The 25,200-nt window shown below is 34.9% G+C and carries 23 protein-coding genes; 11 read left to right on the top strand and 12 right to left on the bottom strand.

Features of this window, described 5'->3' with window-relative positions; all coding sequences use genetic code 11:
* Positions 1-6: 6 nt before the first annotated feature.
* The 12 genes from CVS93_RS00700 to ccoG form a co-directional block, all read right to left on the bottom strand.
* Positions 7-3,558: an Mbeg1-like protein gene (locus CVS93_RS00700; protein WP_159071502.1), complete on the bottom strand. Its 3,552-nt coding sequence runs from the start codon at positions 3,556-3,558 to the stop codon at positions 7-9.
* An 11-nt stretch (positions 3,559-3,569) separates the two neighbouring features.
* The gene (locus CVS93_RS00695; RefSeq protein ID WP_107686183.1) at positions 3,570-4,226 is read right to left on the bottom strand and encodes a tRNA 2-selenouridine synthase; all 657 of its coding nucleotides are present in this window, start codon (positions 4,224-4,226) and stop codon (positions 3,570-3,572) included.
* Positions 4,227-4,373: 147 nt separating this feature from the next.
* Positions 4,374-4,511: a diadenosine tetraphosphate hydrolase gene (locus CVS93_RS00690; protein WP_107686182.1), complete on the bottom strand. Its 138-nt coding sequence runs from the start codon at positions 4,509-4,511 to the stop codon at positions 4,374-4,376.
* Positions 4,501-5,118 carry a tRNA 2-selenouridine synthase gene (locus CVS93_RS00685; protein WP_107686181.1) on the bottom strand — a complete coding sequence of 206 codons (618 nt, stop codon included), beginning with the start codon at positions 5,116-5,118 and terminating at the stop codon, positions 4,501-4,503. The genes CVS93_RS00690 and CVS93_RS00685 overlap by 11 nt, the downstream gene beginning before the upstream one ends.
* Positions 5,119-5,265: 147 nt before the next feature.
* Positions 5,266-5,403: a diadenosine tetraphosphate hydrolase gene (locus CVS93_RS00680; RefSeq protein ID WP_085657902.1), complete on the bottom strand. Its 138-nt coding sequence runs from the start codon at positions 5,401-5,403 to the stop codon at positions 5,266-5,268.
* Complete coding sequence (locus tag CVS93_RS00675; protein WP_107686180.1) at positions 5,404-6,093, bottom strand: tRNA 2-selenouridine synthase; 690 nt, start codon at positions 6,091-6,093, stop codon at positions 5,404-5,406.
* 27 nt (positions 6,094-6,120) lie between these two features.
* A complete protein-coding gene (locus tag CVS93_RS00670) occupies positions 6,121-6,348 on the bottom strand; it encodes a hypothetical protein (protein WP_021090435.1) in 228 nt (75 codons plus the stop codon).
* A gap of 16 nt (positions 6,349-6,364) precedes the next feature.
* The gene (locus CVS93_RS00665; RefSeq protein WP_107686179.1) at positions 6,365-7,747 is read right to left on the bottom strand and encodes an efflux transporter outer membrane subunit; all 1,383 of its coding nucleotides are present in this window, start codon (positions 7,745-7,747) and stop codon (positions 6,365-6,367) included.
* Positions 7,737-10,862 (bottom strand): efflux RND transporter permease subunit, encoded by a 3,126-nt coding sequence (locus tag CVS93_RS00660; RefSeq protein WP_107686178.1) that lies wholly within the window; start codon positions 10,860-10,862, stop codon positions 7,737-7,739. Before CVS93_RS00660 ends, CVS93_RS00665 begins: the two co-directional genes overlap by 11 nt.
* A 10-nt stretch (positions 10,863-10,872) precedes the next feature.
* Complete coding sequence (locus tag CVS93_RS00655) at positions 10,873-12,033, bottom strand: efflux RND transporter periplasmic adaptor subunit (RefSeq protein WP_107686177.1); 1,161 nt, start codon at positions 12,031-12,033, stop codon at positions 10,873-10,875.
* 108 nt (positions 12,034-12,141) lie between these two features.
* Positions 12,142-12,768, bottom strand: a complete 627-nt coding sequence (locus tag CVS93_RS00650; protein ID WP_107686176.1) for a TetR/AcrR family transcriptional regulator — start codon at positions 12,766-12,768, stop codon at positions 12,142-12,144.
* A gap of 30 nt (positions 12,769-12,798) precedes the next feature.
* Positions 12,799-14,124: a cytochrome c oxidase accessory protein CcoG gene (gene ccoG, locus CVS93_RS00645; protein WP_107686175.1), complete on the bottom strand. Its 1,326-nt coding sequence runs from the start codon at positions 14,122-14,124 to the stop codon at positions 12,799-12,801.
* A 138-nt stretch (positions 14,125-14,262) separates the two neighbouring features.
* Here ccoG and rpsU point away from each other — a divergent pair, with 138 nt between their 5' ends.
* The 11 genes from rpsU (at position 14,263) to CVS93_RS00590 (ending at position 25,101) form a co-directional block, all read left to right on the top strand.
* Positions 14,263-14,475, top strand: coding sequence for a 30S ribosomal protein S21 (gene rpsU, locus CVS93_RS00640; protein WP_009294994.1), 213 nt, complete (start codon positions 14,263-14,265; stop codon positions 14,473-14,475).
* A gap of 103 nt (positions 14,476-14,578) precedes the next feature.
* On the top strand, positions 14,579-15,211 hold the full coding sequence (locus tag CVS93_RS00635; RefSeq protein WP_107686174.1) for a DNA-binding protein: 633 nt from the start codon (positions 14,579-14,581) through the stop codon (positions 15,209-15,211).
* A complete protein-coding gene (locus tag CVS93_RS00630; RefSeq protein ID WP_107686173.1) occupies positions 15,208-15,825 on the top strand; it encodes a UPF0323 family lipoprotein in 618 nt (205 codons plus the stop codon). Before CVS93_RS00635 ends, CVS93_RS00630 begins: the two co-directional genes overlap by 4 nt.
* A gap of 2 nt (positions 15,826-15,827) precedes the next feature.
* Positions 15,828-17,009, top strand: a complete 1,182-nt coding sequence (locus CVS93_RS00625; protein WP_107686172.1) for a glutathionylspermidine synthase family protein — start codon at positions 15,828-15,830, stop codon at positions 17,007-17,009.
* 2 nt (positions 17,010-17,011) lie between these two features.
* Entirely contained in the window at positions 17,012-17,947 is a 936-nt protein-coding gene (locus CVS93_RS00620) for a D-2-hydroxyacid dehydrogenase (protein ID WP_107686171.1), read from the top strand.
* Positions 17,947-18,705 (top strand): hypothetical protein, encoded by a 759-nt coding sequence (locus CVS93_RS00615; protein WP_107686170.1) that lies wholly within the window; start codon positions 17,947-17,949, stop codon positions 18,703-18,705. The genes CVS93_RS00620 and CVS93_RS00615 overlap by 1 nt, the downstream gene beginning before the upstream one ends.
* A 16-nt stretch (positions 18,706-18,721) precedes the next feature.
* Positions 18,722-19,219: a YajQ family cyclic di-GMP-binding protein gene (locus CVS93_RS00610; protein WP_107686169.1), complete on the top strand. Its 498-nt coding sequence runs from the start codon at positions 18,722-18,724 to the stop codon at positions 19,217-19,219.
* Between the two features lie 201 nt (positions 19,220-19,420).
* Entirely contained in the window at positions 19,421-20,212 is a 792-nt protein-coding gene (locus tag CVS93_RS00605) for a DUF2314 domain-containing protein (RefSeq protein WP_107686168.1), read from the top strand.
* A 34-nt stretch (positions 20,213-20,246) separates the two neighbouring features.
* The gene (locus CVS93_RS00600; protein ID WP_107686167.1) at positions 20,247-21,917 is read left to right on the top strand and encodes a hypothetical protein; all 1,671 of its coding nucleotides are present in this window, start codon (positions 20,247-20,249) and stop codon (positions 21,915-21,917) included.
* Between the two features lie 185 nt (positions 21,918-22,102).
* A complete protein-coding gene (locus CVS93_RS00595) occupies positions 22,103-23,467 on the top strand; it encodes a coproporphyrinogen III oxidase family protein (protein ID WP_107686166.1) in 1,365 nt (454 codons plus the stop codon).
* Positions 23,467-25,101, top strand: coding sequence for a multidrug ABC transporter permease/ATP-binding protein (locus CVS93_RS00590; RefSeq protein WP_107686165.1), 1,635 nt, complete (start codon positions 23,467-23,469; stop codon positions 25,099-25,101). The genes CVS93_RS00595 and CVS93_RS00590 overlap by 1 nt, the downstream gene beginning before the upstream one ends.
* The last annotated feature ends 99 nt before the right edge of the window (positions 25,102-25,200 follow it).

Here is a 25,200-nt window from a genome sequence, read left to right as displayed (position 1 = left end):
AATTTATCAACTAACAAGCATTACAAAGCTAGTTGTATTTATGTCATTTGTATAGCCACTATCTAGCCCTTTAGCTATCTCAAGCTCTATGCTTTTAGCTCCAGTTGGAGACATAAAAACATAAGTGTAAGTACGTCTATTCTTTTCTATATTAGAACTATTAAATTCATCTAAACTGGCAAAAAAGCCTACCCCGCTTTCCGGGCTATTTGCCTTTTTGTAGTTCTCTTTATCAAGAGAGCTAAAATTCTTTGGAACTACAAATATCAAATTCAGTTTATCCACTCCATATCTTAGTTTAAATTCTTTGATGTCGTAACGCTTATCGTCATAATTATCCGCTAAAAGAGCCTTTAAATTCTTATCCTCTACGTCTCTTCCCTCATCTAAATTGAGTTTGATCTTGCCAAAGCCATTTTTATCTTCAAATTTTTTATCAAATAGATAATAGGTAGTTACCAAAAGATTATCTATTTGGGAAGCAAAAGCTTTTATATGAAGTCTGATCAATGGCTTATTTAAATTTGGATTTTGTACGGCAAGGTTATTATTCTCAAACATAGGATTACTTAAACTATGCTCTAGTTTAAGTTTATTCTCTTTTTTTATGCACCTTAGCGAAGAGCCGGTGTTGCTTAGGCAGTTTGGCACTAGATCTTGCATTACAGCGTAGTGATCATTCATGCTTTTTAGACTAAGTGCTGATCTTGGTACATAAGCTACTATGACGCATGGGATCCTAGCTGAGCAGCCTACTATCGGCGAGTTTATAAAATCAACATCAAGTATCACGCCTTGATCGTCTGATCTTATACTCCTGCCTGCCCTACTTTTTAAGATCACATGACCGCCATGTGGGCAAATAATAGTGTCATCCTCTATGACAGGGCATGAAGTCGCGGTGGATGAAATTTCTTTAGATTGATTATCTTTTTGTAAATTTTGCCTTTGATTTAAATTTGAAAGAGCCTCTTTAGTCTTTTTGTTCATTGGTTTTAGATTGATATTTAGACTCTTATTTAATAGTGAATAATTTAATATATTTGCTTGAGAATTTCTATAAGCAACATTTAGCCTTCCTATATCTTTATCCTCATCTCTTGGCTGATGAGTAAAATTTAGAGGTATATTCTCATCACTATTATATTTTTCATCTTTAAAATAAAGTGGATAATCCTCCTCTTCATTGGCTTTAGACAAAAGGGCAGAGTTTAGATATATTCTTTGATTCATATTTTTACTATCTAGCTTAAATATCTCCTTTAATACCTCAACATCGACTATACTTTTATCTACTGCACTTACACTAAGAGTATCGTTATTTTTATAAAAGATACTTCCTACGCTCTCATTCATAAGGGCTTTTATATCATCGGTTGCTACTTTATTGTTGTAAGCTACATCATCGTTATTTTGAGCGGATTTATTATTAGCTATTACTATGGCTTCATCGCTAGAGCTTATGTCATTAGAGTCTATGCTAGCCAAGAAATTTTCATTTTCTTTTAGCTTTACTAGATCCGCATATTTTAGATTTATTATGCTCTTTAGCATATCTATTCTATCTTTTACGAAGATGCTAGCCTCCGCTATATCCACTCTATTATCTCGTAGTATCGTTATATTTTTATAGATGTTTTTGCTATAAGAGAAGTATTTACCAAGTTCATTTACATCTATCTTTTTTTCAAATACAAATAAATTCAAAGCACAAATAGCCACTAGCATATCTATATCGCCAGCTCTAGCATCACTTACTATCTTTGTCGCATCTAGTTTATCTAGGTCATCTATATCTAGTATCTTTACTAGATGTGCTTCTTTGTTGCTATTTTTATCTATGTTGCTGCCTAAATTTTCTATTATATACCCGACCATATCTTGCTTAAAATTTTCATCACTAAATTTGCCATATTCGTAAAAGAGATTTAAATAAGCATAAAAGATATATAAAGGCGTATCTAGCATAGAAGCATCACTTATATCATCTATATTTACATCTAAATTTAACTTCGATCTTATGCATTTTAGTTTAAATTTAAGCGACTGGATATATTCATTTAGATAATCAAGTGCTTCAGCTATATCTTTGCCTTCTATCTTGGCTTCATTTTCTTTGTTTTCCAAGAGATAACACAACATATATAAAACCAAAACGCTCTCTTTTAAAAAGTGAGATCTAATTAATATATTCACCAAGTGTCTATTCTCGGTATTTTCATACTTTACTTCGCCAGTTGTATCTATGCCTAGCTTATAGCCTAGATCAGATATTACTGAAAAGGTAGGTTCTATCAAAACAGCTACATCTTTTGAAAAGCTATCTTCATCTCTATTGATACTTTGTTTAACGCTCTCTACGTGATGTATCTCTATGTCTATATCTTTTTCTTTGCTAGCTTTATTTATATTAGAGCTTACTTTTTTATCTGCAAGAGTCTTTTGAGCCTGTTCATTATTTTTAACTACATCTACGTATTCATCTACACTGCTCTTATCATCTTTAAAGCCAAACATACCTTTTATCTTGTTAAAGACTGAGCCTACCATCTTTCCTATAAAGCCATCTTTATCTATGACTCTTGCTATCCATCTTGCACCTTTTGCTATGGCTTTAGCCACAAAGCTAAGAAGCCTTAAGCTCCAAGTAAAAGCTGAAGCCAATATACCACCATAAATTCCTGGAGCGTTATAAGTATAAAGTTCTTTTACTCCGCTATCTTTAAAGGTTACTGCATATATTTGAGCTAGATGACCTCCTAATGAGTGACCTGATAGGATGATATCTTTGGCAGTGTTATCTAAACCACTTAAGTTTTGACTATGAGAATTTATTGCTTCTTGCATAGAGGATTGAAGTGATTTTAAAGCAGATATTTGCATAAGCGCTCTTGATGTGATAGCCATAAAGGCATCATCTAAGAGATCATTTATTTTCATCTCTGTTCCTCTAAAGCCTATGATATAGTTTGACTTAAGCGTATCATAAAATATAGTTGAGCTAAAACCTGATTTTTGATTAGGTATGTGCTTTACTAGCTCATAGCGATTGACAAAAAGTTTTGTGCGAGGGGAGAGATCATTTTCCTTATAAAAAATATAAGGATCTCCTATTGCTTCACCTTTTTCATCAGTTGGAGTTGTTATAAATCTTTTTACATTGTTTTCTAATTGTTTCGGTTTTTTATTAGGTTTAGCATTAGGTTTTTTTACAAATTTATCTGCCATAAATCTGGCCTCAATACAAAGAGCATAAGCAGTAGGGTCACCAGTAATTTTTATTGTGTTATTATTCTCATCTTTTTGATCTGATTTTAAAACATCACCTTTTGTTATACCATCCGCATATCTCCAAATAGGTTTATCTATCTCATCTTTTCTATATGAATTTGCAATGTTGTCAGGAACATTATCTTTACCAAATTTATCATAAAGCTCATCAAGTCCATTTATTTCATTCTCAAATACATTATGAAGCATTGCATAACTTGCATCAGCTATATCAATATAGTCTTTAAAACAATTTATTAGCTCTTTATTTGATTTAGTTGATTTCAATATAAATCCTTTTACTTTTCTACTCTTGTAAATTTGTCATTAATTAATATAAATTTATTGCCACCACGTATAAGAATTTGCTCTTCATCTTTAAATCTAATTCCCATTCCTTCATCTCCAAATAAGCCATATCTGGTTTTATAGTATGTATAAGACATTGATAGTTTTATAGGTACTATTTTGTCATTATCATTGACATAAAACATTACTAAAATAGGGAAATTTGGAGATTTATCATAGTTGCTTTCGCCCATAAATTCTTTTATCTTATTTATATAAACTTCTGATACTTTGGCTTCTTTGCCAGTTTGGTTTTCATAATCTATCCAACGAGTATAATATCTTTTACCATTTGAGAGGGTTTGAGGGAATTTTTGATTTACCAAGGTCATGTCTACATCATATATCGTTATAAATTTATCACCTTGTTTTATCTTTCTAGGATTAGATCTTATTTTATTCCCTAAATTTTTGGCTAGATCTTCTCTTTCTTTTTCTCTTTTTTCTATCTCATCAACAAATTTTTGATTAAATATATATACTCCACCATATTGTTTAGCTAAGTTTTCTAGTTCAGAGTTACTTATCTTTTTGTTTGCTTGATTAGCTGAGCAAGCTATTAAAAATATACTTGTTAGAAGTAAGAGTATTATAGCTAGAAATTTCATTGATTATCCTTTTATGTTTGAAATTTTAGTTTGGATATTTTATTGTTATTGTATTTATAATATTATTAATTTATTATGTGCTGTTTGGGGTTTATTAAAATTTATTATGCAGATAAAAATTTATTTCAAGTATTTTTATAACTTACTTCATTTATCATAAAGCTCATCAAGTCCATTTCTTTCGTTCTCAAATACATTATGAAGCATTGCATAACTTGCATCAGCTATATCAATATGGTCTTTAAAGCAATTTATTAGCTCTTTATTTGATTTTTTAGTTTGCACTTACTTGTCCTTGTTTGCTTTTATGAAATTTGTTGTTTGTTAGAATGAATTTGTTTCCACCACCAAGACTTTCAAAGCTATTTTTTTTAAAACTAAAGCCTCTGCCTTCATCTCCAAATAGTCCATACTGTGTTTTGACTCTTTCATAAACTACAGTACATGAAATTTGAACTATATTATCCTCTTTATCTTTGTAATATAAATTTGAAAATATCCAAGGTTCATATTTTTTTAAATTCTCATGACCTATGAAATTATAAATTTTTTCATAACAACTTTGTGAAATTTTACTAGATGTTCCGCCTAGAAAATACGGTTTACCATTTGAGAGGGTTTGAGGGAATTTTTCATCTACCAACTTAGTATTAACAGCATAAAGACCGCCACCTAAATCTTTACCTTTTGTATTTTTTCTTAGCTCTTTTCTATCAGCTTCTATTTTCTCTATCTCTTTCTCAAATTTCTCATCAAATATATATACTCCACCATATTGTTTAGCTAAGTTTTCTAGTTCAGAGTTACTTATCTTTTTGTTTGCTTGATTAGCTGAGCAAGCTATTAAAAATATACTTGTTAGAAGTAAGAGTATTATAGCTAGAAATTTCATTGATTATCCTTTTATGTTTGAAATTTTAGTTTGGATATTTTATTGTTATTGTATTTATAATATTATTAATTTATTATGTGCTGTTTGGGGTTTATTAAAATTTATTATGCAGATAAAAATTTATTTCAAGTATTTTTATAACTTACTTCATTTATCATAAAGCTCATCAAGTCCATTTCTTTCATTCTCAAATACATTATGAAGCATTGCATAACTTGCATCAGCTATATCAATATAGTCTTTAAAGCAATTTATTAGCTCTTTATTTGATTTTTTAGTTTGCACTTACTTGTCCTTGTTTGCTTTTATGAATTTGTTGTTTGTTAGAATGAATTTGTTTCCACCTGGTATAAAAATTTGCTCTTCATCTTTAAATCTAATTCCCATTCCTTCATCTCCAAATAGTCCATATTTGGTTTTATAGTATGTATAAGACATTGATAATTCAATAGGCACTATTTGATTATTATCTTCATAAAACATTACTAAAATAGGGAAATTTGGAAATTTATCATAGTTGCTTTCGCCCATAAATTCTTTTATTTTATTTATATAAATTTCTGGTACTTCTGCTTTTTTACCGGTATCTCTTTCATAATCTATCCAACTAGTATAATATTTTTTACCATTTGAGAGGGCTTGAGGGAGTTTTTGATCCATGATTTCTAGGTCAGATCTTTTAAAATTTCCTTTGTTATTTTTAAAGAAATCGTCCATATAATCGCTTCTCTCTTTTTCTCTTCTCTCTATCTCATCAACAAATTTTTGATTAAATATATATACTCCACCATATTGTTTAGCTAAGTTTTCTAGTTCAGAGTTACTTATCTTTTTATTTGCTTGATTAGCTGAGCAAGCTATTAAAAATATACTTGTTAGAAGTAGTAATATAAATGCGGTAAATTTCATAAATAAATTTTTAAAATAAATAATCAAAAATCTAAGAATTTTGCATAATGAAGTCAAGAATTTCATCTAAGGATTTCGTCCCTAGATGAAAGATTAAGATTTTTTGATCGCTCTAATAGGAATAACAAATATCGCTGCGATCACATAAAAGGCGATACAAAAAACAGCCGCCATCATAAATATCTCACCGATATCATAAAAGCTTGACTCAAGCCTAAATGTATCAACGTAATTTATCGCAAACCATAATGCTACGCCAAGAGCGATAGCAAAAACGAAAAAACCCCAAGAAAACAAGAAATTTAATATCTTAGTTCCCAATTTCTCTCCTTTTTAATTATTTTTCTAACTTAAAACCGCCACCAAAAGCCCTATAAACTTCGACTGCACTATCGACCTCATCAAGCTTAGCTGAGACATCTTGTAATTTTGCTTGAAGCAAATTTCTCTCTGCATCAAGAAGCTCTAAATGTCCAATATAGCCAGCATCATATTGCTCTTTAGCAAGCGAGTAAATTCTTTGTTGGGATTTTAGCAAATTTTTCACTTGTTCCAAAGAAATTTTTGCATTTTGCCTTGAAACAAGCGCATCTCTTACTTCACCAAGAGCCGATTTTACCGCTGCTTCATAATTAACAGCGGCAATTTGTTCATTTGTTTTAGCCACTGCAACATTATTTTTTATCCTACCAAAATCAAAAATTTTCTGTGCTAAAGAGCCACCTATGCTCCATGTATTGGCATTTCCAACAAAGATATTTTCAAAATCAATACTTGAAAAGCCAAAAAGTCCAGTCAGTGAAATGCTTGGAAAATACTCAGCCCTTGCAACACCAACAAGAGCATTTGTAGCTTTTAAATCAGCCAGTGCCTTTGCCACGTCGCTTCTTCTTAGCAAAATTTCAGAACTAATGCCAGCACTTATCTCGGGAGAAGCTGGTAAATTTTGTGAGCTAGTAACAGCTCCATTTAAAATTTCATTATTACTTTTACCAGTCAAGATAGTTAGTGAGGTAATAGCCTTTGACTTTGCATTTAATATAGAAGTAAGATTGGTCTTAGCGCTTTCTACTGCTGCCTTGCTTTGCAAATAAGTCATCTCATTTATGCTTCCAAGATCAAGCTGTGTTTTGCGAAGCGCTAGTGTATCTTCATAAGTTTTTAGAGTCTCTCTTAGCACAGCTTCTTGCATATTTAATGAAACTAACGCAAAGTAGCTTTTTGCAACACTTGAGCTGATACTTAGTCTCGCGCTATCGTAGTCAAATTTGGTTGCATTTAGACTTTCTTCGGCTACTGCTACATTATTTCTTACTCTACCCCAAAGATCAATCTCATAGTTTAATCCTAAATTTATATCTGATTTTCTATAACGAGTTTGTGGTTGTTTAGTATATGTTTCACCGCTACTTTTTGCTTTTTCGTAGCCTACATTTAAATTTATACCAGGAAGCAAATCTGCCTCAGCTATACCAAGGCTTGCCTTTGCTTTCTCTAAATTTAAATAAGCAACACGTAAATTTGTATTTTTCTCAAGTGCATTTTCTACTAGAGAATTTAAATTTTCATCGTTAAATTCTCTCCACCAAAGATCCCTTATATCGCTTGTCTCATAAGTGTAAGTAGATGTGAAATTTGTATCTACATTTGGCATATCTGGACGAAATGAGCAACCAGCCAAAAACGCCGCCGTTATAAGTATAAACGCCTTATTTTTCATCTTTTTTTGCTCCCTTTTTCCAGTATTTCTCATTTAAATTTTCAAGCAAATAGTAAAACATTGGCACGAAAAATATAGCTATTGTTGTTGATGCGATCATACCACCAACCACGCCAGTTCCTAGTGAGTGGCGAGATGCAGCGCCTGCGCCTGTGCTTATAACCATTGGAAAAACGCCTAGAGTAAATGCAATTGAAGTCATTACGATAGGTCTAAAACGAAGTCTAGCTGCATTTATCGCTGAGTCAAATATGCTCTTACCACTATCACGCTCTTGCATTGCAAATTCTACGATCAAAATGGCGTTTTTAGCCGCCAGACCGATGAGTAGCAAGAGTCCGATCTCAAAGTAGATATCGTTTGTTAGCCCTCTTATCCAGACTGCGAGCAATGAGCCAAATACCGCAAATGGTACGGCAGTGATGACTGCAAGCGGGATGAGCCATCTCTCGTACTGAGCTGCAAGAATCAAAAAGACAAAAATCATACCAAAGATAAAAGCAACCGTGCCTGTTCCTTGAGAATTTACCTCTTGATACGCCGTTCCCGCCCAGCTTATAGCGTAGTCCTCGCTGCTTAGCGTATCATTTACGACCTCTTGTATCGCTCTGATCGCATCACCTGATGTGTAGCCAGGTTTTGGATCGCCCATGATCTTAGCTGATGGAAAGAGGTTAAATCTATCAACGATATCAGGTCCGATCGTTCTTGTAAGCGTCGCTACTGAATTTAATGGCACCATGCCACCATCATTTGAGCGAACGAAAATTTTTCTTAGATCCTCAGGGCTGTTTCTAAAGTTATCGCTTGCCCTTGCATATACGCGGTAAGACTTGCCTGCAAGGTTGAAGTCGTTTATATAGTAAGAGCCAAAAGTAGCTGCTACCGTGCTAAAAATTTCGCTCTCACTTACGCCAAATAATTTAGCTTTTTCTTTATCAACTGTTATCTTGAACTGACGATAATTTGTCTCAAGCGTGGTTCTGACATTTGTTAGCTCAGGCCTTGCATTGGCTATTGCTGATACTTTTCTAGCATCTGCTTCTATCTCATTGTAGCTCTTGCCGCTTTTGTTTTGTAGATACATCTCAAAGCCACCAGTCATTGATAGACCCATAATAGGCGGTAAATTTACAACGAATGTCATTGAGTTTTTTGAGCTCCAAAGCATACCATTAAACTGGCCAGCTAATGTATCAGCTCCATTGTTAGCGCCTTTTCTCTCACTCCAATCTTTTAGCTTTATAAAGCTAACGGCTGAATTTTCCCTAAGCGAGCTAGCTAGTATGTCATAACCTGCAAAAGCCATAGTGAACTCAACATTTGGATTGCTTAAAATGGCGTTGCTAATCGAGACTACTTCTTCTTTTGTCTTTAGCATATTTGTTGAAGGCGGAAGCGAAGTGATAACCATTAAAGCACCCTTGTCTTCTGAAGGCACAAGTCCTTTTGGCACCTTTTGAAATAAGCCATACGTCGCAAATCCCATTATGCCAATGACTATAAAACTAATGATGACGTGTTTTAAAATTTTTGCCACGCCTGCTGTAAAGAGCCTAGTACTAAAGTCAAAGAAGTCGTTAAATTTCTGAACTATCCAAAATGGCTTACTCTCTTGCTTCTTAAGCATAACCGCACAAAGTGCTGGCGTAAGAGTAAGAGCGACAAAGCCTGAGATACAAACAGAAATGACAAGTGTGAGCGCAAACTGCTTTTGTATAACGCCAACAAAGCCCTCCATAAATGAAACTGGCACGAAAACCGCACAAAGTACAAGTACAATAGAGATAACCGGAGTTTGCACCTCCTCCATCGCCTTAAATGTTGCATCTTTTACACTTATGTCTTTATCTTCATGTAAAATTCTCTCGACATTTTCTATGACGATAATAGCGTCATCTACGACGATACCTATGGCTAGGATCAGTGCAAAAAGTGTGATCAAATTTATACTAAAGCCCATTACATAAAGTCCACCAAATGTACCTATGATAGATACTGGCACGGCAAGCATCGGGATGATAGTTGCACGAAAACTTTTTAGGAAAAAGTACATTACGATTAAGACGAGTACCATCGCTTCAATAAAAGTTTTTATAACCTCATCAATTGAAACATCTATAAATTCTGTTGGATTGTAAGCTATGGTGTGCTCTAGGCCAACAGGATAAGTTTTCTTTAGCTCGTTAAGCTTTTCTTTTACAGCATTTGCGGTAGCAAGAGCATTCGCATCGTTTTGTAAAAATAGCAAAAGAGGAATAGCCGGTTTGCCGTTTAACATCGCGTCGTTAGCATAGCTAGCTGCTCCAAGCTCTATGGTAGCTACATCTTTTAGCTTCAACACTGATCCATCGGAGCTTTTAATTATTATATCGCCAAACTGGGCTGCATCTTTAAGACGTCCATCGGTACGAACAGAATAAACATAAGGATTACCACCATCCGATGGCTGTTCGCCTATCTTGCCAGCAGCGTATTGTGAGTTTTGAATTTTTACTTGAGAAATGACGTCGCTTGGAGTTAGTTTAAAATGAGCTAGTCTATCTGGCTTTAGCCAAATTCTCATAGAATACTCTTTAGTACCTATCAATACTGTATCACCGATACCACTAACCCTTTTTATCTCATCAGCAATATTTAAATTTACATAGTTATATAGTTCGATCAAATCCATATTTGGATTTGTAAAGCCAACAACTTGAAGGATCGAGCCACTTCTTTCGCGCACTGTTACGCCCATATTTTGCACTTCTTGAGGCAACCTTGAAAGGGCAGCTTGCACGCGGTTATTTACATCGATCGTAGCTTGCTTTGATGATGAGCCGATCTTAAAATATACGCTTATATTCATAGTACCTGCTGAGCTTGAGGTGCTTTGCATATAGAGCATATTTTCAACGCCATTTATCTGATCTTCAATGGCACTTGCAACCGAGTCGGCGATAGTCTGCGCATCAGCGCCACTATATGTCGCACTTACAGAGACGGTAGGCGGTGTAAGACTTGGATACTCCTCTATTGGAAGCCCCTTGATACCCATAAAACCTGCTATAACTATAATGATAGATATAACAGTCGCAAATATCGGGCGGTTTATGAAAAATCTTGAAAACATCTATCTGCCTTTACTTGCTACTTGTAGCGTTTGCATCTTTGCCATTTATAAATTCCGCACTTAGGTCTTTATCAGTTTCAACTGGTGCACCAACTCCGATTTTAAGGAAGTTATTAACGATTATCTTATCGCCATCTTCGAGACCTTCAGTGACTGCTACCATATTTTTTGTTTGATATCCTGTTTTCACATTTTTCTGGCTTACTTTGCCATCTTTTACGACTAAAACATAAGAGTTTGTAGCGCTTTGTTGAAGGGCAACTTGTGGGATGTTAAAGGCATTTTTTTGAACAAAGCCGCTCATCTTTATATGACCAAACGTACCTGGTAAAATTTTACCTTCACTATTATCAAAACTAGCCTTTGCCAAAACGCTACCAGTTGCAGTATTTACGACGTTATCTATAAAATTTACTTTACCATTAAAATTTTCGCCATTGACACTTAACACAGCGTCACTATTTAGCTGCTGCCATGAGCCGTTATCCAGATTTGTCTTTCTAGTTAGATTATCCACATCAGCGATATAAAATTCTGCCTCAATAGGATTTATTTTTGTAAGCCTTACAAGTTTTGTTTGGTTTGCTATGACAAGCGAGCCAACATCTACTTGGTTATCACCCACTACGCCGTCAAATGGCGCTGTAATAGTCGTGTATCCTAGATCGATTTTTGCATTTTTTAAATTTGCTTTTGCACTTACTAAATTTGCATTTGCAATATCATAGGCTGCAACTGCTGCGTCGTAGTCTTTTTGAGAGACTGCATTTTTCTTATAAAGGGCAGAAATTCTTTTAAACTCGGTCTCGGCATTTTTTAAATTTGCATTTGCTACTCCAACAGAGGCATCAAGTGAGTCAAAGCTAGCTTGATATTTTTCTGGATCTATCAAAAATAACTTATCGCCCGCTTTTACTTTACTTCCTGGCTTGAAAAACTGCTTTATGATAGTTCCGCCAACTTTTGGATAGATAATAACATCTTGACTACTTGTAACCGTTGCGGTGTAATCAAAACTAATAGGCATGTCTGTTTTTTGTGCGGTAAAAATATCCACATGAGATAGCGGCATCTGGCGACCTGCTGCCGCTTTATTCTCTTTATTTTCAAAACAACCACTTAGAAATAAAACTGCAACCGAAAGCACAAGAACACTCTTAAAATTTGCCATAAAAACCTCTCTTAATTTTAAATTTTAATATCATATTTAGTTTTTGTAATAATTGTTACAAAAATTTAAAGTTCTCGATTATATTAGAAAACAAATAAAAAGTCAATTTTATTTTTTACTAATTCCATCCAAAAACAACTCAACACACAAGTCAATATGCTTTTTACGCTCTTTTTCACTAAGTTTTGGTTCTTCATTTATCAAAAGCGAATCGTAGTAATAAGCCCCGATCACGCTTTGTATAAAGTACTTTGCAGCAAATCTGGCTGAAAATTTTGAGTCAAGCTTGGCTTTTACTTCGTCTCTTTCAAAGAAATTTATAAGCACAAGATCGATCTTTTTTAAAATTTGATCCAAAAACGTCTTACCAAGCTTGCCACCATTTTTAGAACCCTCGCTCATCATTATCCTGCCAAGAGAGATGTGCCTTTTGCTACAAACGATAGAAAATATTATAGTTGCAAATTTGGTTAAAAACTCCTCCAAGCTGTGAGAAATTTTAAGATCTATTTTCTCATCGATCTCTTTTATAAGGCTATCTATCTCTTGCTCAACGATCGCCTCAAAAAGCCCCTCTTTGTTCTCAAAAAATGTATAAATGCTAGAAAGCGATCCACCACTTATCGCTACGATATCACTTAAGCTTGTCTTTTCGTATCCTTTTTCTAAAAATAGTTCAAGTGCTGTTTTTACGATAAGTTCGTATCTTTTTTTACCCTTTTCTGAGATCGCCATCTTGTTTCCTGTTAAATTTTTGCCATTTTATCATCTTTTAGGATAGATAAAAGTACTTTGCCTTTGCACGCTGATAGCTGGCTCATCGGTAGCATAGGCTTTTATATTTATATGTTTTAAAAGATCTTTATCGCTTAAATTTTCATTTTTTGATTTTAATGTGACGATGACTCGTTGTTTTGCGCCAGCTTTTAATATAAATGGCTTATTTGGACGAGAAATTTCTATATTCTTATCGTCTACTTCAAAGTAAAAGGCATGCTCTTTATTTTGTGTGTTTTGCACCAAAAATACGTAAGAATTTTCGACTTCATTTTCGCCTAAAATTTTATAAAGCTCGCTTGTTCTATTTATGTTTAAAAGCATACTTTCTTTTTTCCCACTCATCAATGCCCCAGCTGTCAAAACAATGCCCAAAATAACGAGATAAGCAACCGTTCTAAAGCGTAAAATTTTGACTCTTTTTTGCTCTTTTATAGAATTTATACTTCTCCACTCAATAAGCGAACTTTCATCAAAATGCTTCATCACTTTAGCACAAGCATCGCTACATTCTAGACAATTTATACATTCAAGCTGCATACCTTTTCTTATATCAATGTGCGTTGGGCATATCCTCACGCATGCCTCGCAGCCAGTACATAGCGCACCCTCTTCTTTTGGCTTTTTAAATTTCTCTTTTCCATTATAGATTACGCCGCCTCTTTTTTGGTTGTAAATAACTTGGATCGTATCGTTATCAAACATCACTGATTGCACCCTAGCGTAAGGACAGACATAAATGCAAAAATTTTCTTTTAAAATGATGACATCATAAACTAACCAAATAGCGATAACAAGCCAAAATGCAAGCAAAACCCCATGTTCGCTTGGCTCTTTTAAATAAGTAAAAAAATCAAGCGGTGGCACAAAATACCATAAAAAATTTGCCGAAATAACAAGAGCTAAAATACACCAAATTCCAACTGCTAAAGCACGCTTTAAAATTTGTCCTTTTGGCTCATTCTGCTTATTTTGTATATTTTTTCTGATCTTTAAAATTTTAGTTTGCAAAAGGTCACGGAATATCGTTCTAAAAATAGTTTGCGGACAGCTCCAACCGCACCAAACACGCCCTGCAAGTGTCGTTAGAAAAAATATGCTTAAGAACAAAATAATAAACAAAAATGGCAACAAATAAAGCTCTTGCATATCAAATTTTGTAAAAAAGAGATCAACTCTACTTTTATCAAAACTTAGCAAAAATAGCTGCGCATCATTTACTCTGATAAATGGCAAAACAAAGACAAATAGCGTAATACAGGCGAAAAAAATGTAACGCCTCTTGGCGTAGCTAAGATGAAAATCCTTTGACATAATAAGCCTTTTTTGAAATTTTATGATTATAAAGCTTATGGCATTAAAAGAGTTTTAAAAAAAAATAGTTAAAAGCTTAAATTTATGAAAATTAAACTATACTCACGGCTTATTTTAATCTGAAAGGTGGTGAGGACGTTGCCTGGTATTAAGGTACATCCTAACGAGTCATTTGACGAGGGTTACAGAAAGTTTAAAAAACAAACTGACCGTAATTTAGTCGTTACTGAAGCAAGAGCTAGACGCTTCTTTGAGCCTAAAACTGAGATCCGCAAGAAACAAAAAATTGCAGCTCGCAAGAAAATGCTTAAACGTCTTTATATGCTTAGACGCTACGAGTCAAGACTCTAAAACCAAGACAAAGAGGGCTTTGCTCTCTTTGTTTAACTCTTCTTTTAGCCTTATTTTTTTATAATCAAAGCAAAATTTTTATTTTATTTTAAACGGAAATTCGATGCAAAAGCTAGCTATAAACGAAGCTGCAGAAATTTTAGGCATAACAAAAGAAGCAGTCTATAATAGAATCCGCCGTGGTTCGATAAATACAGTCATTGAAAATGGCACAAAATTTGTCATCCTTGATGAGAAACCAAGTAGCGAAAAGGCCACAAAATCCACTCCAAAAAGTACAAAAACTAAATCCCAAAATGATGAGTTTGTAAATTATTTGCTAAATGAGTTAAGCGAGTTAAAGAGTTTAAATTTAAACTTGCAAGCCGATAAAGATAGGCTTTTTAAAGAAAAAGAGCAGATGCTAATCGAGCGAAAAAATGAAATTTTGCAAATTTATAAAGATAGAGATGAGAAACTCATACAGTTTCTAAATGCCATGCAAAGGCCGCTTTTAGCACAAAAAAATGATGATATGCCAAGCAATGAAGCGATAGAGGCCGAGATAGAAAATGAGTCAAAATGGATAAATTTAAGTGAATTTTTAAAGGAGCTAAATCTAAAGCCAAAGGCAACGAAAAAGGCCAGTGAAAAGATAATAAAAGCGATACACCACTCAAAATTTATAAAATTTAAACGAGGCGTGATACTTGTTAGAAGACATAAAAATTTAAAAGAGTTGATAGGAGAGATATGAAACACATTAAAAAAATAGCTACTTATGCTGCGGTGGGCGGTTTTGGTGCGATCGTTATGGCTGGCCTTGCAGGTTGCGGAAGCGACAATGGCGGTAACGAAAATGCACTAAATGAAGTTGCGCAAAAAAATGGCGCCTTTGTCATCATCGAAGAGAGCGCACCTGGTGTTTATAAAATTTTAGAAGAGTATCCAAGCACCGAAACTAGAGTCGTGCTAAAAGATATCAACGGCACTGAACGTGTGCTAAGCAAGGAAGAGATCGATAAACTCTTAGCTCAAGCGAACGCAAATATTGATAATGGTACTTCAAATTTAACAAAGTCTAGCGACGCACAGCTAAGCAGTGGCGGCCTAAGCCTTGGAGAAACAATACTTGCCTCAGCAGCTGGCGCGATACTTGGTAGCTGGATAGGTAGCAAACTCTTTGGCAACCAAAATTTCCAAGCAAATCGCCAAAGTACTTACAAAAATCCAAGCTCATACACAAGAAGCGTTGATAGCTTTAATAAGCAAAAAGCGGCAAATTCTGCCGCAAGAAGTAGTGGTGGCAAGAGTGGATTTTTTGGTGGTGGCTCAAAATCAAGCTCTAGCTCATCAAGCTTTGGAGGCTAAAAATGATAAATTTAAGAAAAATCACTCCGTTAAATAACGAATTTATGGAAAAAATCGGCTTTGCGTGGCATACAGATAACGACAACAGCTCATATATCGCAGATGAGATCGTACAGGTAAAAGCAAGTGAAGCGGACGCTTACTACGAAGCGGCAAATGAGCTATACGATATGTATGTAAATGCCGCTCAACACGTCATTGACAACAACCTTTTCCACGAGATAGGCATACCGTTTAATCTCGTTGATAGTATAAAAAAAAGCTGGGAAAACGACGTTCACTGGCACCTTTATGGCAGATTTGATCTTGCAGGCGGACTTGATGGTAAGCCGATAAAACTGATCGAATTTAACGCAGACACGCCAACGGCAGTCTTTGAGACAGCGATCATTCAGTGGGCGATGCTAAAGCTAAATCATATGGACGAAGCAGAGCAATTTAATAACCTTTACGAAGCTCTAAAACAAAATTTTAAACGCCTTATCACGCTTGGCAACGATAATGTAAATTTCGAGGATGTTTACGAGGGTTGGGGGATACTCTTTAGCTCTATCGCTGGTAGTATCGAGGACGAGCAAACCGTGAAATTGCTGCAATACATCGCAAAAGAGGCCGGCTTTAAAACCGACTTTGCTTACGTTGACGAGGTCGTTTTTAACGATAACGAGGGCATTTTTAAAAATGATGAAAATTTCGAATACTGGTTTAAACTCGTACCTTGGGAGAGCATAGCGATCGATGAGGGCGAGCTAGCACTCATACTCTCAAATATCATCAAAAATCAAAAAGCCATCATCATAAACCCAGCCTACACGTTACTTTTCCAAAGCAAGGGAATTTTAAAAATTCTTTGGGATCTTTATCCAAATCATCCACTCTTACTTGAGACCTCAAACGAGCCGCTAAAGGGTAAAAAATATGTGAAAAAGCCGGTATTTGGTAGAGAGGGCGCAAACGTCTCGATACACGATGAAAACGGCGCACAAATAGCAAGCAGTGATGGCAAATACGACTCAAATAAAGCTATCTATCAAGAATTTTACGAGTTTAATCAAGATGAAAGAGGCGATAACTACCAAGCAGGCGTATTTTACGCTTATGAAGCGTGTGCGCTTGGATATAGAAAGGGCGGCAAAATTTTAGATAACTACTCTAAATTTGTAGGACATTTCATTAAGGACTAAAGATGAAGATCGTTTGTTTAGACGCGGCAACGCTGGGAGAAAACGTTGATCTTAGTGTTTTTAAGAAATTTGGCGAGTTTATCAGCTACCAAAAAACAAAAAGCGAAGAGGTCGTGCCTCGTCTAAAAGGCGTTGATGTCGTCATTACAAACAAGGTCGTCATCAACAAAGCCGTAATGGACGCGACAAATTTAAAGCTTATCTGCATAAGCGCAACTGGGATGAACAATGTCGATCTAGTGCACGCAAAAGCTAAAAACATAGCTGTTAAAAACGTAGCTGGCTACTCAACAGCAAGCGTCGTGCAGCACACATTTGCGATGCTTTTTGAGCTGACAAATCACATAAAATTTTATGATGAGTACGTAAAAAATGGTGAGTGGGTGAAGAGTGAAATTTTCACCTATCTTGGTGCAGCTATCAGCGAGATCGCTGGCAAAGAATTTGGCATCATCGGCCTTGGCGAGATAGGACGTAGCGTGGCGGCAGTGGCACGTGCATTTGGCGCAAACGTGAGCTACTACTCGACAAGCGGAGCAAATAAAAATAGCGAATTTAAGCAAAAAGGCTTAGACGAGCTACTAAGAAGCAGTGACATCATCAGCATACACGCACCGCTAAATGAAAAGACTAGAAATTTACTAGGCGCAAATGAAATAAATTTGCTAAAAGATGAGGCGATAGTACTAAATTTAGGACGTGGCGGCATAGTGGATGAAGCGGCTATGGCAAGGGCGATAGATGAGAGAAAATTACGCTTTGGTACGGACGTTTTGGAGCGTGAGCCGATGAGTGAAAATAGCCCATTTTTAAATGTAAAAAAGAAGTCAAATCTACTCATCACGCCGCACGTAGCATGGGGTAGTTTGGAAGCTAGAAAGACACTCATCGCAAAGATTGTCACAAACATCGAAAATTTCATAAAGGAGAGCAGATAATGGGCTATGATATAAGCTATCACGCCATTAGCGAAGATGAAATTTCAAAGTGGTATTTTGAGGCACTTGAGCTTGCAAGGGCTGGTAAATTTGACGAGGTTTTAGCACTTGCAACAAAGGCCGGCGTAGAGGAATTTTACGCCCAAAAGTACAAAGATACGCTAAGTGCTGCGTTGCAGTATAAAGACGATGAAATTTTTAACAAAACTCACGGCTTTTGTATCGCCGTCACACAAGGATTTTTTAGAAAGTATTTCTACACTCGCGGCACAGCACTAAGCTCTTTGGTACAGCAAAATAAGAAATTTAAAAACTACATTAGCAACTGGCGAGAAATTTTACCAAGCAAGTTTTTGGATAAATTTAGTGGTGAAATTTATAATGAGATCACCGAAAACTACTGTTGTGGTGCTTATGTGAGTGCTAAAAACGTAGCTAAACTAAAGGCTGACTATGAAACGGATGGCGAGATAAAAGAAGCGATTGATGGCTTTTATGCGCAAAATTTACCTGCATTTTTAGATGCGCTAAACTATGCATGCGAGCTAGAAACAGGCCTACTTGAGGCCACAGAGGTCATGGAGCCAAATCCACTTGATCTAAACAAATCAAACTCATATTCAAACCTCTTTAACTGCGATCCAAAGGGCGCTATCATCTACGCACAGACCGCGGTGCAGCAGATTGGCGAGGCGATAAAGCAAGAAGAGACTGGCAAAAAGTCACTTTTTGAGAAGATCAAAGGGCTATTTAAATAAATTTGAAAGGATAAAAATGGCAACTGAGCATAGTTTTGATATAAGTGCCGAGGTCGATATGATGGAGGTCAAAAATGCTCTTGAGACAGCAAAAAAAGAGATCGCTGCGAGATATGATTTTAAAGGACTTGCAGCTGAAGTCGAGCTAAACGAAAAAGAGAAATTTATCACGCTTCTTAGCTCAAGCGACAACAAGATTGACGCACTAAAAGACATCGTGATCTCAAAGCTCATCAAGCGCAACATCCCACCAGTTGCGATCACAGAGACAAAAAGAGAGCCAGCAAGTGGTAGAAATTTAAAGGCGATACTAAAGCTAAACGACACGCTTGATGGCGAAAACTCAAAAAAGATCACAAAAGCGATCAAAGACTCAAAGATCAAGGTGAGCGCGCAGATCAGGGGCGAAGAGATCAGAGTGACAAGCAAAAGCATAGATGATCTGCAGGAGTGCATAAAGCTGGTGAGGGGGTTAAATTTGGAGCTTCCGATCAGTTTTAAAAATTTAAAATAATACATCATATCGTGAGTGGCTTTAAATGGCTAGAAAATTTTCGCTCTGCAGGCTATATGGCTAGCGCTTGCTTAATTTTTCGTCGTAATATTTAAATTCATTTTACGTTTTTATTTTTTAAAATTTGGCGGGTTTTTGTATTTGACTTCGGCAGTATTTTTACAAATTTGCAATTAAATTTATTTCACTAAGGACAAAAAAATGAGCTTTTTTAAGAAAATTCTCGGTAAGCAAATCGATCTTGGCAAGCAGATGCCGATCTATTTTGTAAGTAGCGACGAAGACTATATGCAGCGTGCATTTGAGCAAGCTCGTGAGAGCTTTAGATATTTTTGGCGTGAAGTTTACTGGGAACGCCACAGGATCGTACCGGCACTTGACTATGCGATGGTAAAAATTTGCTTCCTAGATGTCGTAAATGGCGAAGAAGTCGGTGAACACATGTGGATAGACGATGTGGAATTTGACGGCGAAACGATATATGGCACGCTTGTAAATGAGCCTGATGTAGTGCAAAACGTAAAAGTAGGCGATCAAGTAAGCGCGAAGATAGATGAGATGAGCGACTGGCTCTTTGCCATTGACGGGTGTGCATACGGCGGATTTAGCGTGCAGGCGATGCGCTCACGAATGCAAAAGAAAGAGCTAAAAGAGCACGATAAAGCGTGGGGGCTTGATTTTGGAGATTTTAATGATATTTTGGTAGTTTTCGAGCAAAAAGAGCACCCTGAAAATTTGATAGAGCATCCAATGAGCAAAAATACGCATGAACAGGTGGAGCAGTACATAAAAGAGCATCCAAGTATGGTCACAGATGCCGATGAATTTGGCTATACGCAGCTTCACCACGAGGCGATCGCTGGAAATTTAAATCTTGTAAATCTTTTGCTAGAAAACGGCGCTGATAAAAATGCTCGCACAAAAAGTGGCAAAACGGCTGCTGAATTTGCCAAGCAAATGGGTTGGGAGCAAATCGTAAAGGTGCTTAGCTAGTTAAATTTGTAAATTTAAATAGAGTAGGTAAAATTTGAACTATAAAAAGATTTTAGATGAAAAAGATAAAAATATTAGCAGAATAGACGAATTTATAGATTTTTTAAGAAAAAACTTTAAAGAACTAGATAAATACAATCAATTAGTAGCACTTCTAAACAAAGAAAAAAAACTATATTTGAAGTTAGGTGAAAAAGATTCTAACGATTTTACTAAAGAATTAAAAGATATAGGATATCAGATAAGTTTAAAAATCTTAGAAATTAAAAATAATAAGATAAATGTTATTCATGAAATAAATTCTGAAGACAAAAAGAAAATATTAGAATCAGATAAATTATTAGATGAAAATATACCTAACATAAAAAAAGAATTATGTAATAAACTTGAAAATCTTTTTTCTTATCCACTTTGTTATAATAAAAATACCTTAAATAAGATTAAAGACATTTTGGAGGATACTTTCTGTAATTGTGATTGTAAAGGCTCACCACAAGCAAAGATATTAGAAGCATTAAGTAACATAAAAAAAGATGAAGAAATATCAATAACTGATGAAATTAAAAAAGAATTATTTAACAAAGGAATAGTAAAAGAAAAGTTTAGTGATAAGTTTATTAAAAAAAAGAAAGAAGAGTTGTTAAACAATGAAGCTATCAAAATAAAAAATGAATTATTTTTCAACAAGCATTTTAAATACTACTTGACAAATTCTTTTGAACAAAAAAGCATTAAAGATCATTTAAACACTTTTTTAAAATTCCAACCGCTGATACTGTCTGGTATTAGTTTGTTTAGTATGATTTTGTATTTTAAATATTTTGGAGTTGAATTAAGGTATTTTCCTACTTTAAGTGGATCTGAAATAATTTATGTTGGCATGATACTATTTTCTGTATCGTCAGTTATTTTTTTACTTTTGGTCATACCTATTATTTCATATTCGCACCATTTAATATCACGTGGACTATTTATAGTACAGATGGTAATATTACTTTGTATCCCTGGCTATTTTTATTATGAAAAAATTTATGTTTTTGCGATTATCGCAGTAATAGTACTTATTGTTTATTGCTGCTTGTATTTCTATGGAATAAGAAAAATATATAATAACGGTGATTTTAAGTGGCTACTATTGGCTATATTAACTGCAGGAATATTTTATTCTCCTATGTTATTTACAAGTCAAGTAGCAAGTTGGCTTGAAATAAGTAATGTTAATTATAAGTATCTAATAATTGAAAAAAGTTCAGCGGGGGCTTTGCCGGAGAAAATTTATGATATTAGTAAAATATCTCAATTTGAAAATAGTACAGCTCTTTCATATACCAATAACACTCTAAGCATCAAGGATAACAATAATTATTTAAACCTGAGTATTTCACCGAGATATCTAAGTTTCTTTTATCAGGATAAAGAACTTAAAGACTTAGAAAAAGCTTCAAATATAATATATCGAAACAATATGTTATATTGTGACATATATGAGAATACAATATATAAAAAGGCGATTCAAAAAGGAGGTATTACTGTTAAGATGAAGGAAAAAGAACACATAACTTACACAGAACAGCATGGTGATACTATTTGGCTTCACAATATAAAAGCTATTTCAACTCTTGGTAAATTTTATTATTTAGAAACAAAAGACGGAGAGAAATTTGAGCTTGACTCGAGCAAGATCATCTCAAGAGCCAATGAGTAAAATCCTTAAGCTTTGGGAGAAAAATTTAATATATATGTGAAATTTGCGGATTCAAAAAATTAAAAATTTATAGGCCAAATTTATCTGGCTAAGCCAAAATTTTCTTTAGCACAAGGCTAAATTTATTAAAAGTTAGCTATCCTAACACATCAATTTAAAACCAAACTTATTTAAGGCGATTAGTTATGATCTTTAAAAATATTGTCGAAAATTTTGCCGTAAATTACGCTCATAATTCTATTCAAAGATCGCTATATAATGAATTTAATATAGACATTTTAACCACAACCTACACCAAAACTCCCAAAAAAGACAAAAAGTATATGCTCTACGCACATGTACCATTTTGTCACACATTCTGTCCATATTGCTCGTTTCATAAGTACCACTATGAGCAAGAGCTTGCAAAAATTTACTTTGAAAATTTACGTGAAGAGATGAAACAGGTTAAAGAGGCTGGATTTGACTTTGATTCACTTTATGTTGGTGGTGGCACAACGCTTATAAATGAGCCTGAGCTTGAGAAAACACTTAAGCTTGCAAAAGAGCTTTTTAGTATAGATGAAATTTCAGCAGAAAGCGATCCAAATCACATCTCACCCGAGAGTTTAGCCAGATTTGATGGATTAATTGATCGACTAAGCGTGGGTGTACAAAGCTTTGATGATGAAACGTTAAAAAGAGTTGGCAGATACGAAAAATTTGGCTCAGCCAAGGAGATAAAAAGAAAGCTTGAGCTCGCTCTTGGTAAGATCCCGGTCATTAGCCTGGATCTCATCTTTAACCTCCCAAATCAAACAAAAGAGCAGCTTATAAACGACATAAATACTGCAAAATCGATCTCTCCGCAGCAGATCACCTTCTATCCACTTATGAAATCAGAGCTAACAAGAGAGAATATAGCTCGCTCACTTGGTGTTTCAAATGTAGATAACGAGCGTGAATTCTATGAGATAATCACTGAAGAATTTAGCAAAAGCGACTACAAACAAAGCAATGCTTGGGCATTTTCAAACGAAAAAAGTGCTGACCTTCGCGACGAATATGTTGGCTCAAATTTAGAGTATCTTGGCGTTGGTAGCGGAGCATTTAGTTTTCTTAATGGCGAGCTTGTAATAAACGCGTTTAATCTACTTGAATACGGCAAAAGGATAAAAAATAGACAAAGCCCAGTTATCGCAAAATGTGGTTTTAGCAAGAAAGAGAGACTTAAATACACGTTTTTAACAAGGCTTTTTGATGGCGGAGTTGATATTAAAAGATATAACGATGAAAATAACACAAACATTAACAAGGCCTTATTTATGGAGCTTAGCTTACTTAAGCTTGTAAATGCGATATACGAAGAAAATGGCATTATTAAGCCGACATTTTTTGGCAAATATATCTGCATCGTGCTTATGCGTGATTTTTATGCTGGCATGGACAAAGTTCGTGCGATATTTAAAGATGACGCTAAGATAAAACGAAGCAAGGTACTTCGCATAATGAGCGAAAATACTGAACAAAGGTATGAGCCAAATATCATTCAGCCGCGAGCTGCGATGTAATGCTTGCAAATTTAATCAAAAAAAATATCTACCAAATTTCTAAAATAGTGTTATTAACGCTCGTATTTAGCGGGCTTGGCGTCTGGACCCTTTCATTTATAAATAATGAGCTTGTAAGCTTAAAAAAATTTGACCCGATTCTTGCAATTAAATTTATAGCAGTCTTACTTTTATTTTTTATAAGCGCCATCGTAGCAAATATATCGCTTACAAATTTTGGACATAAATTTATCTACGAGCTAAGATATCAAAGTGTAAAGCAAATTTTAGATACGCCAAATAGCGTGATAAACGAGATCGGTAAGGCAAAGATCATAGCTAGCCTAAATAATGACATAAAAACGATCACATTTGCCTTTATGAGCGCTACTGGCTTTATACAAAGCCTAGTTTTTATCGTCTGCGCTAGCATCTATCTTTGTATAATCGCTCCAAAAATTTTTATCTTTTTATCCATTTGGATCGGTGTGACTCTTTTTATAAATACGCTTTTTATGAAAAAAATTCATCTTTATTTTAAGTATTCTAGAGTTCAAGATGACGCATTACAAAAGCACTACAACGATATCGTAGAGGGACATAGAGAGCTTAGTTTAAATAGAACAAGGGCAAGTGTCTGCTTTGATGAGTTAAATTTTACAGGCGATAAAAAACGTCAAAATATGGTAAAGGCCGATATTTATCACGCATTAAGTGATAATTTTACAAACATTATGCTTCTTGGCTCAGTTGGACTTTGTGTATTTTTATGCGTGGCATTTGACTGGGCGAGCCTGCAAACAGCACTAAGCATCAGCCTAACGATACTATTTTTAAGAGGCTCTTTTATGAGTATGGTTGGCTCCATACCAGCCGCACTTAGCGCAAAAGTAAGTTTAGAAAAGATCATGAGCTTAAATCTAAATAAATTTAAGGAAGGATTTAAATTTGACGATAGCCTAAGCGATAATTGGCAAAGCATAAAAATAAAAGATATAAATTTCAACTACACTCACAGCAAATTTAGCCTAAAAGACGTAAATTTAGAGATCAAACGCGGTGAGATAACATTTATCATCGGTAAAAATGGTAGTGGCAAAAGCACACTTATAAATTTACTTTGTGGACTAATGCGTCCAAGTAGTGGCGAAATTTATCTTGATAGCACAAAGATAGATGAAGCAAATTTACAAAGCTATCAGGCAAAGATTAGCGCTATTTTTGCTGATTTTTATCTATTTTCGCAAACGCTTTCTCATAATGGCTTTGCTAGCCAAAACGAAATAGACGAGCTTTTAGCCTTGCTTGAGATCGACAAAAAAGTAAGTGTCATAGATAATAAGCTTAGCACCACGCAACTCTCAACCGGTCAGCGAAAGCGTCTAAGTCTTTTAATAGCTATTTTAGAGCACCGCTCTATCCTTATCCTAGATGAGTGGGCAGCCGATCAAGATCCGCTCTTTAAGCGAAAATTTTATAAAGAAATTTTGCCATTTTTACAAAGTAAGGGCATCAGCATAATCGCTGTTAGCCACGATGATAGCTATTTTGATGTAGCAACTAGGATCATCTTGGTAAAAGATGGCTTTGTGCGTGAGCTAGACGAGAGCGAGCGAATAAGTGCTGCAAAGGATGCAGTTGAGAAGATAAAATAGGAGTAATTTTTACACAAAAGCACAATACTCACCCTACTCTTAAGCCGTTTCAAGCTCAAATAAATTTAAATTTAGTAGAATCTTAAAAATTAAAAAAGG

It is taken from the genome of Campylobacter concisus (genome assembly GCF_003048535.1).
Lineage (GTDB): Bacteria > Campylobacterota > Campylobacteria > Campylobacterales > Campylobacteraceae > Campylobacter_A > Campylobacter_A concisus_S.
The sequence above is the reverse complement of the archived record's forward strand: the minus strand, read 5'-3'. Positions and strand labels throughout refer to the sequence as shown.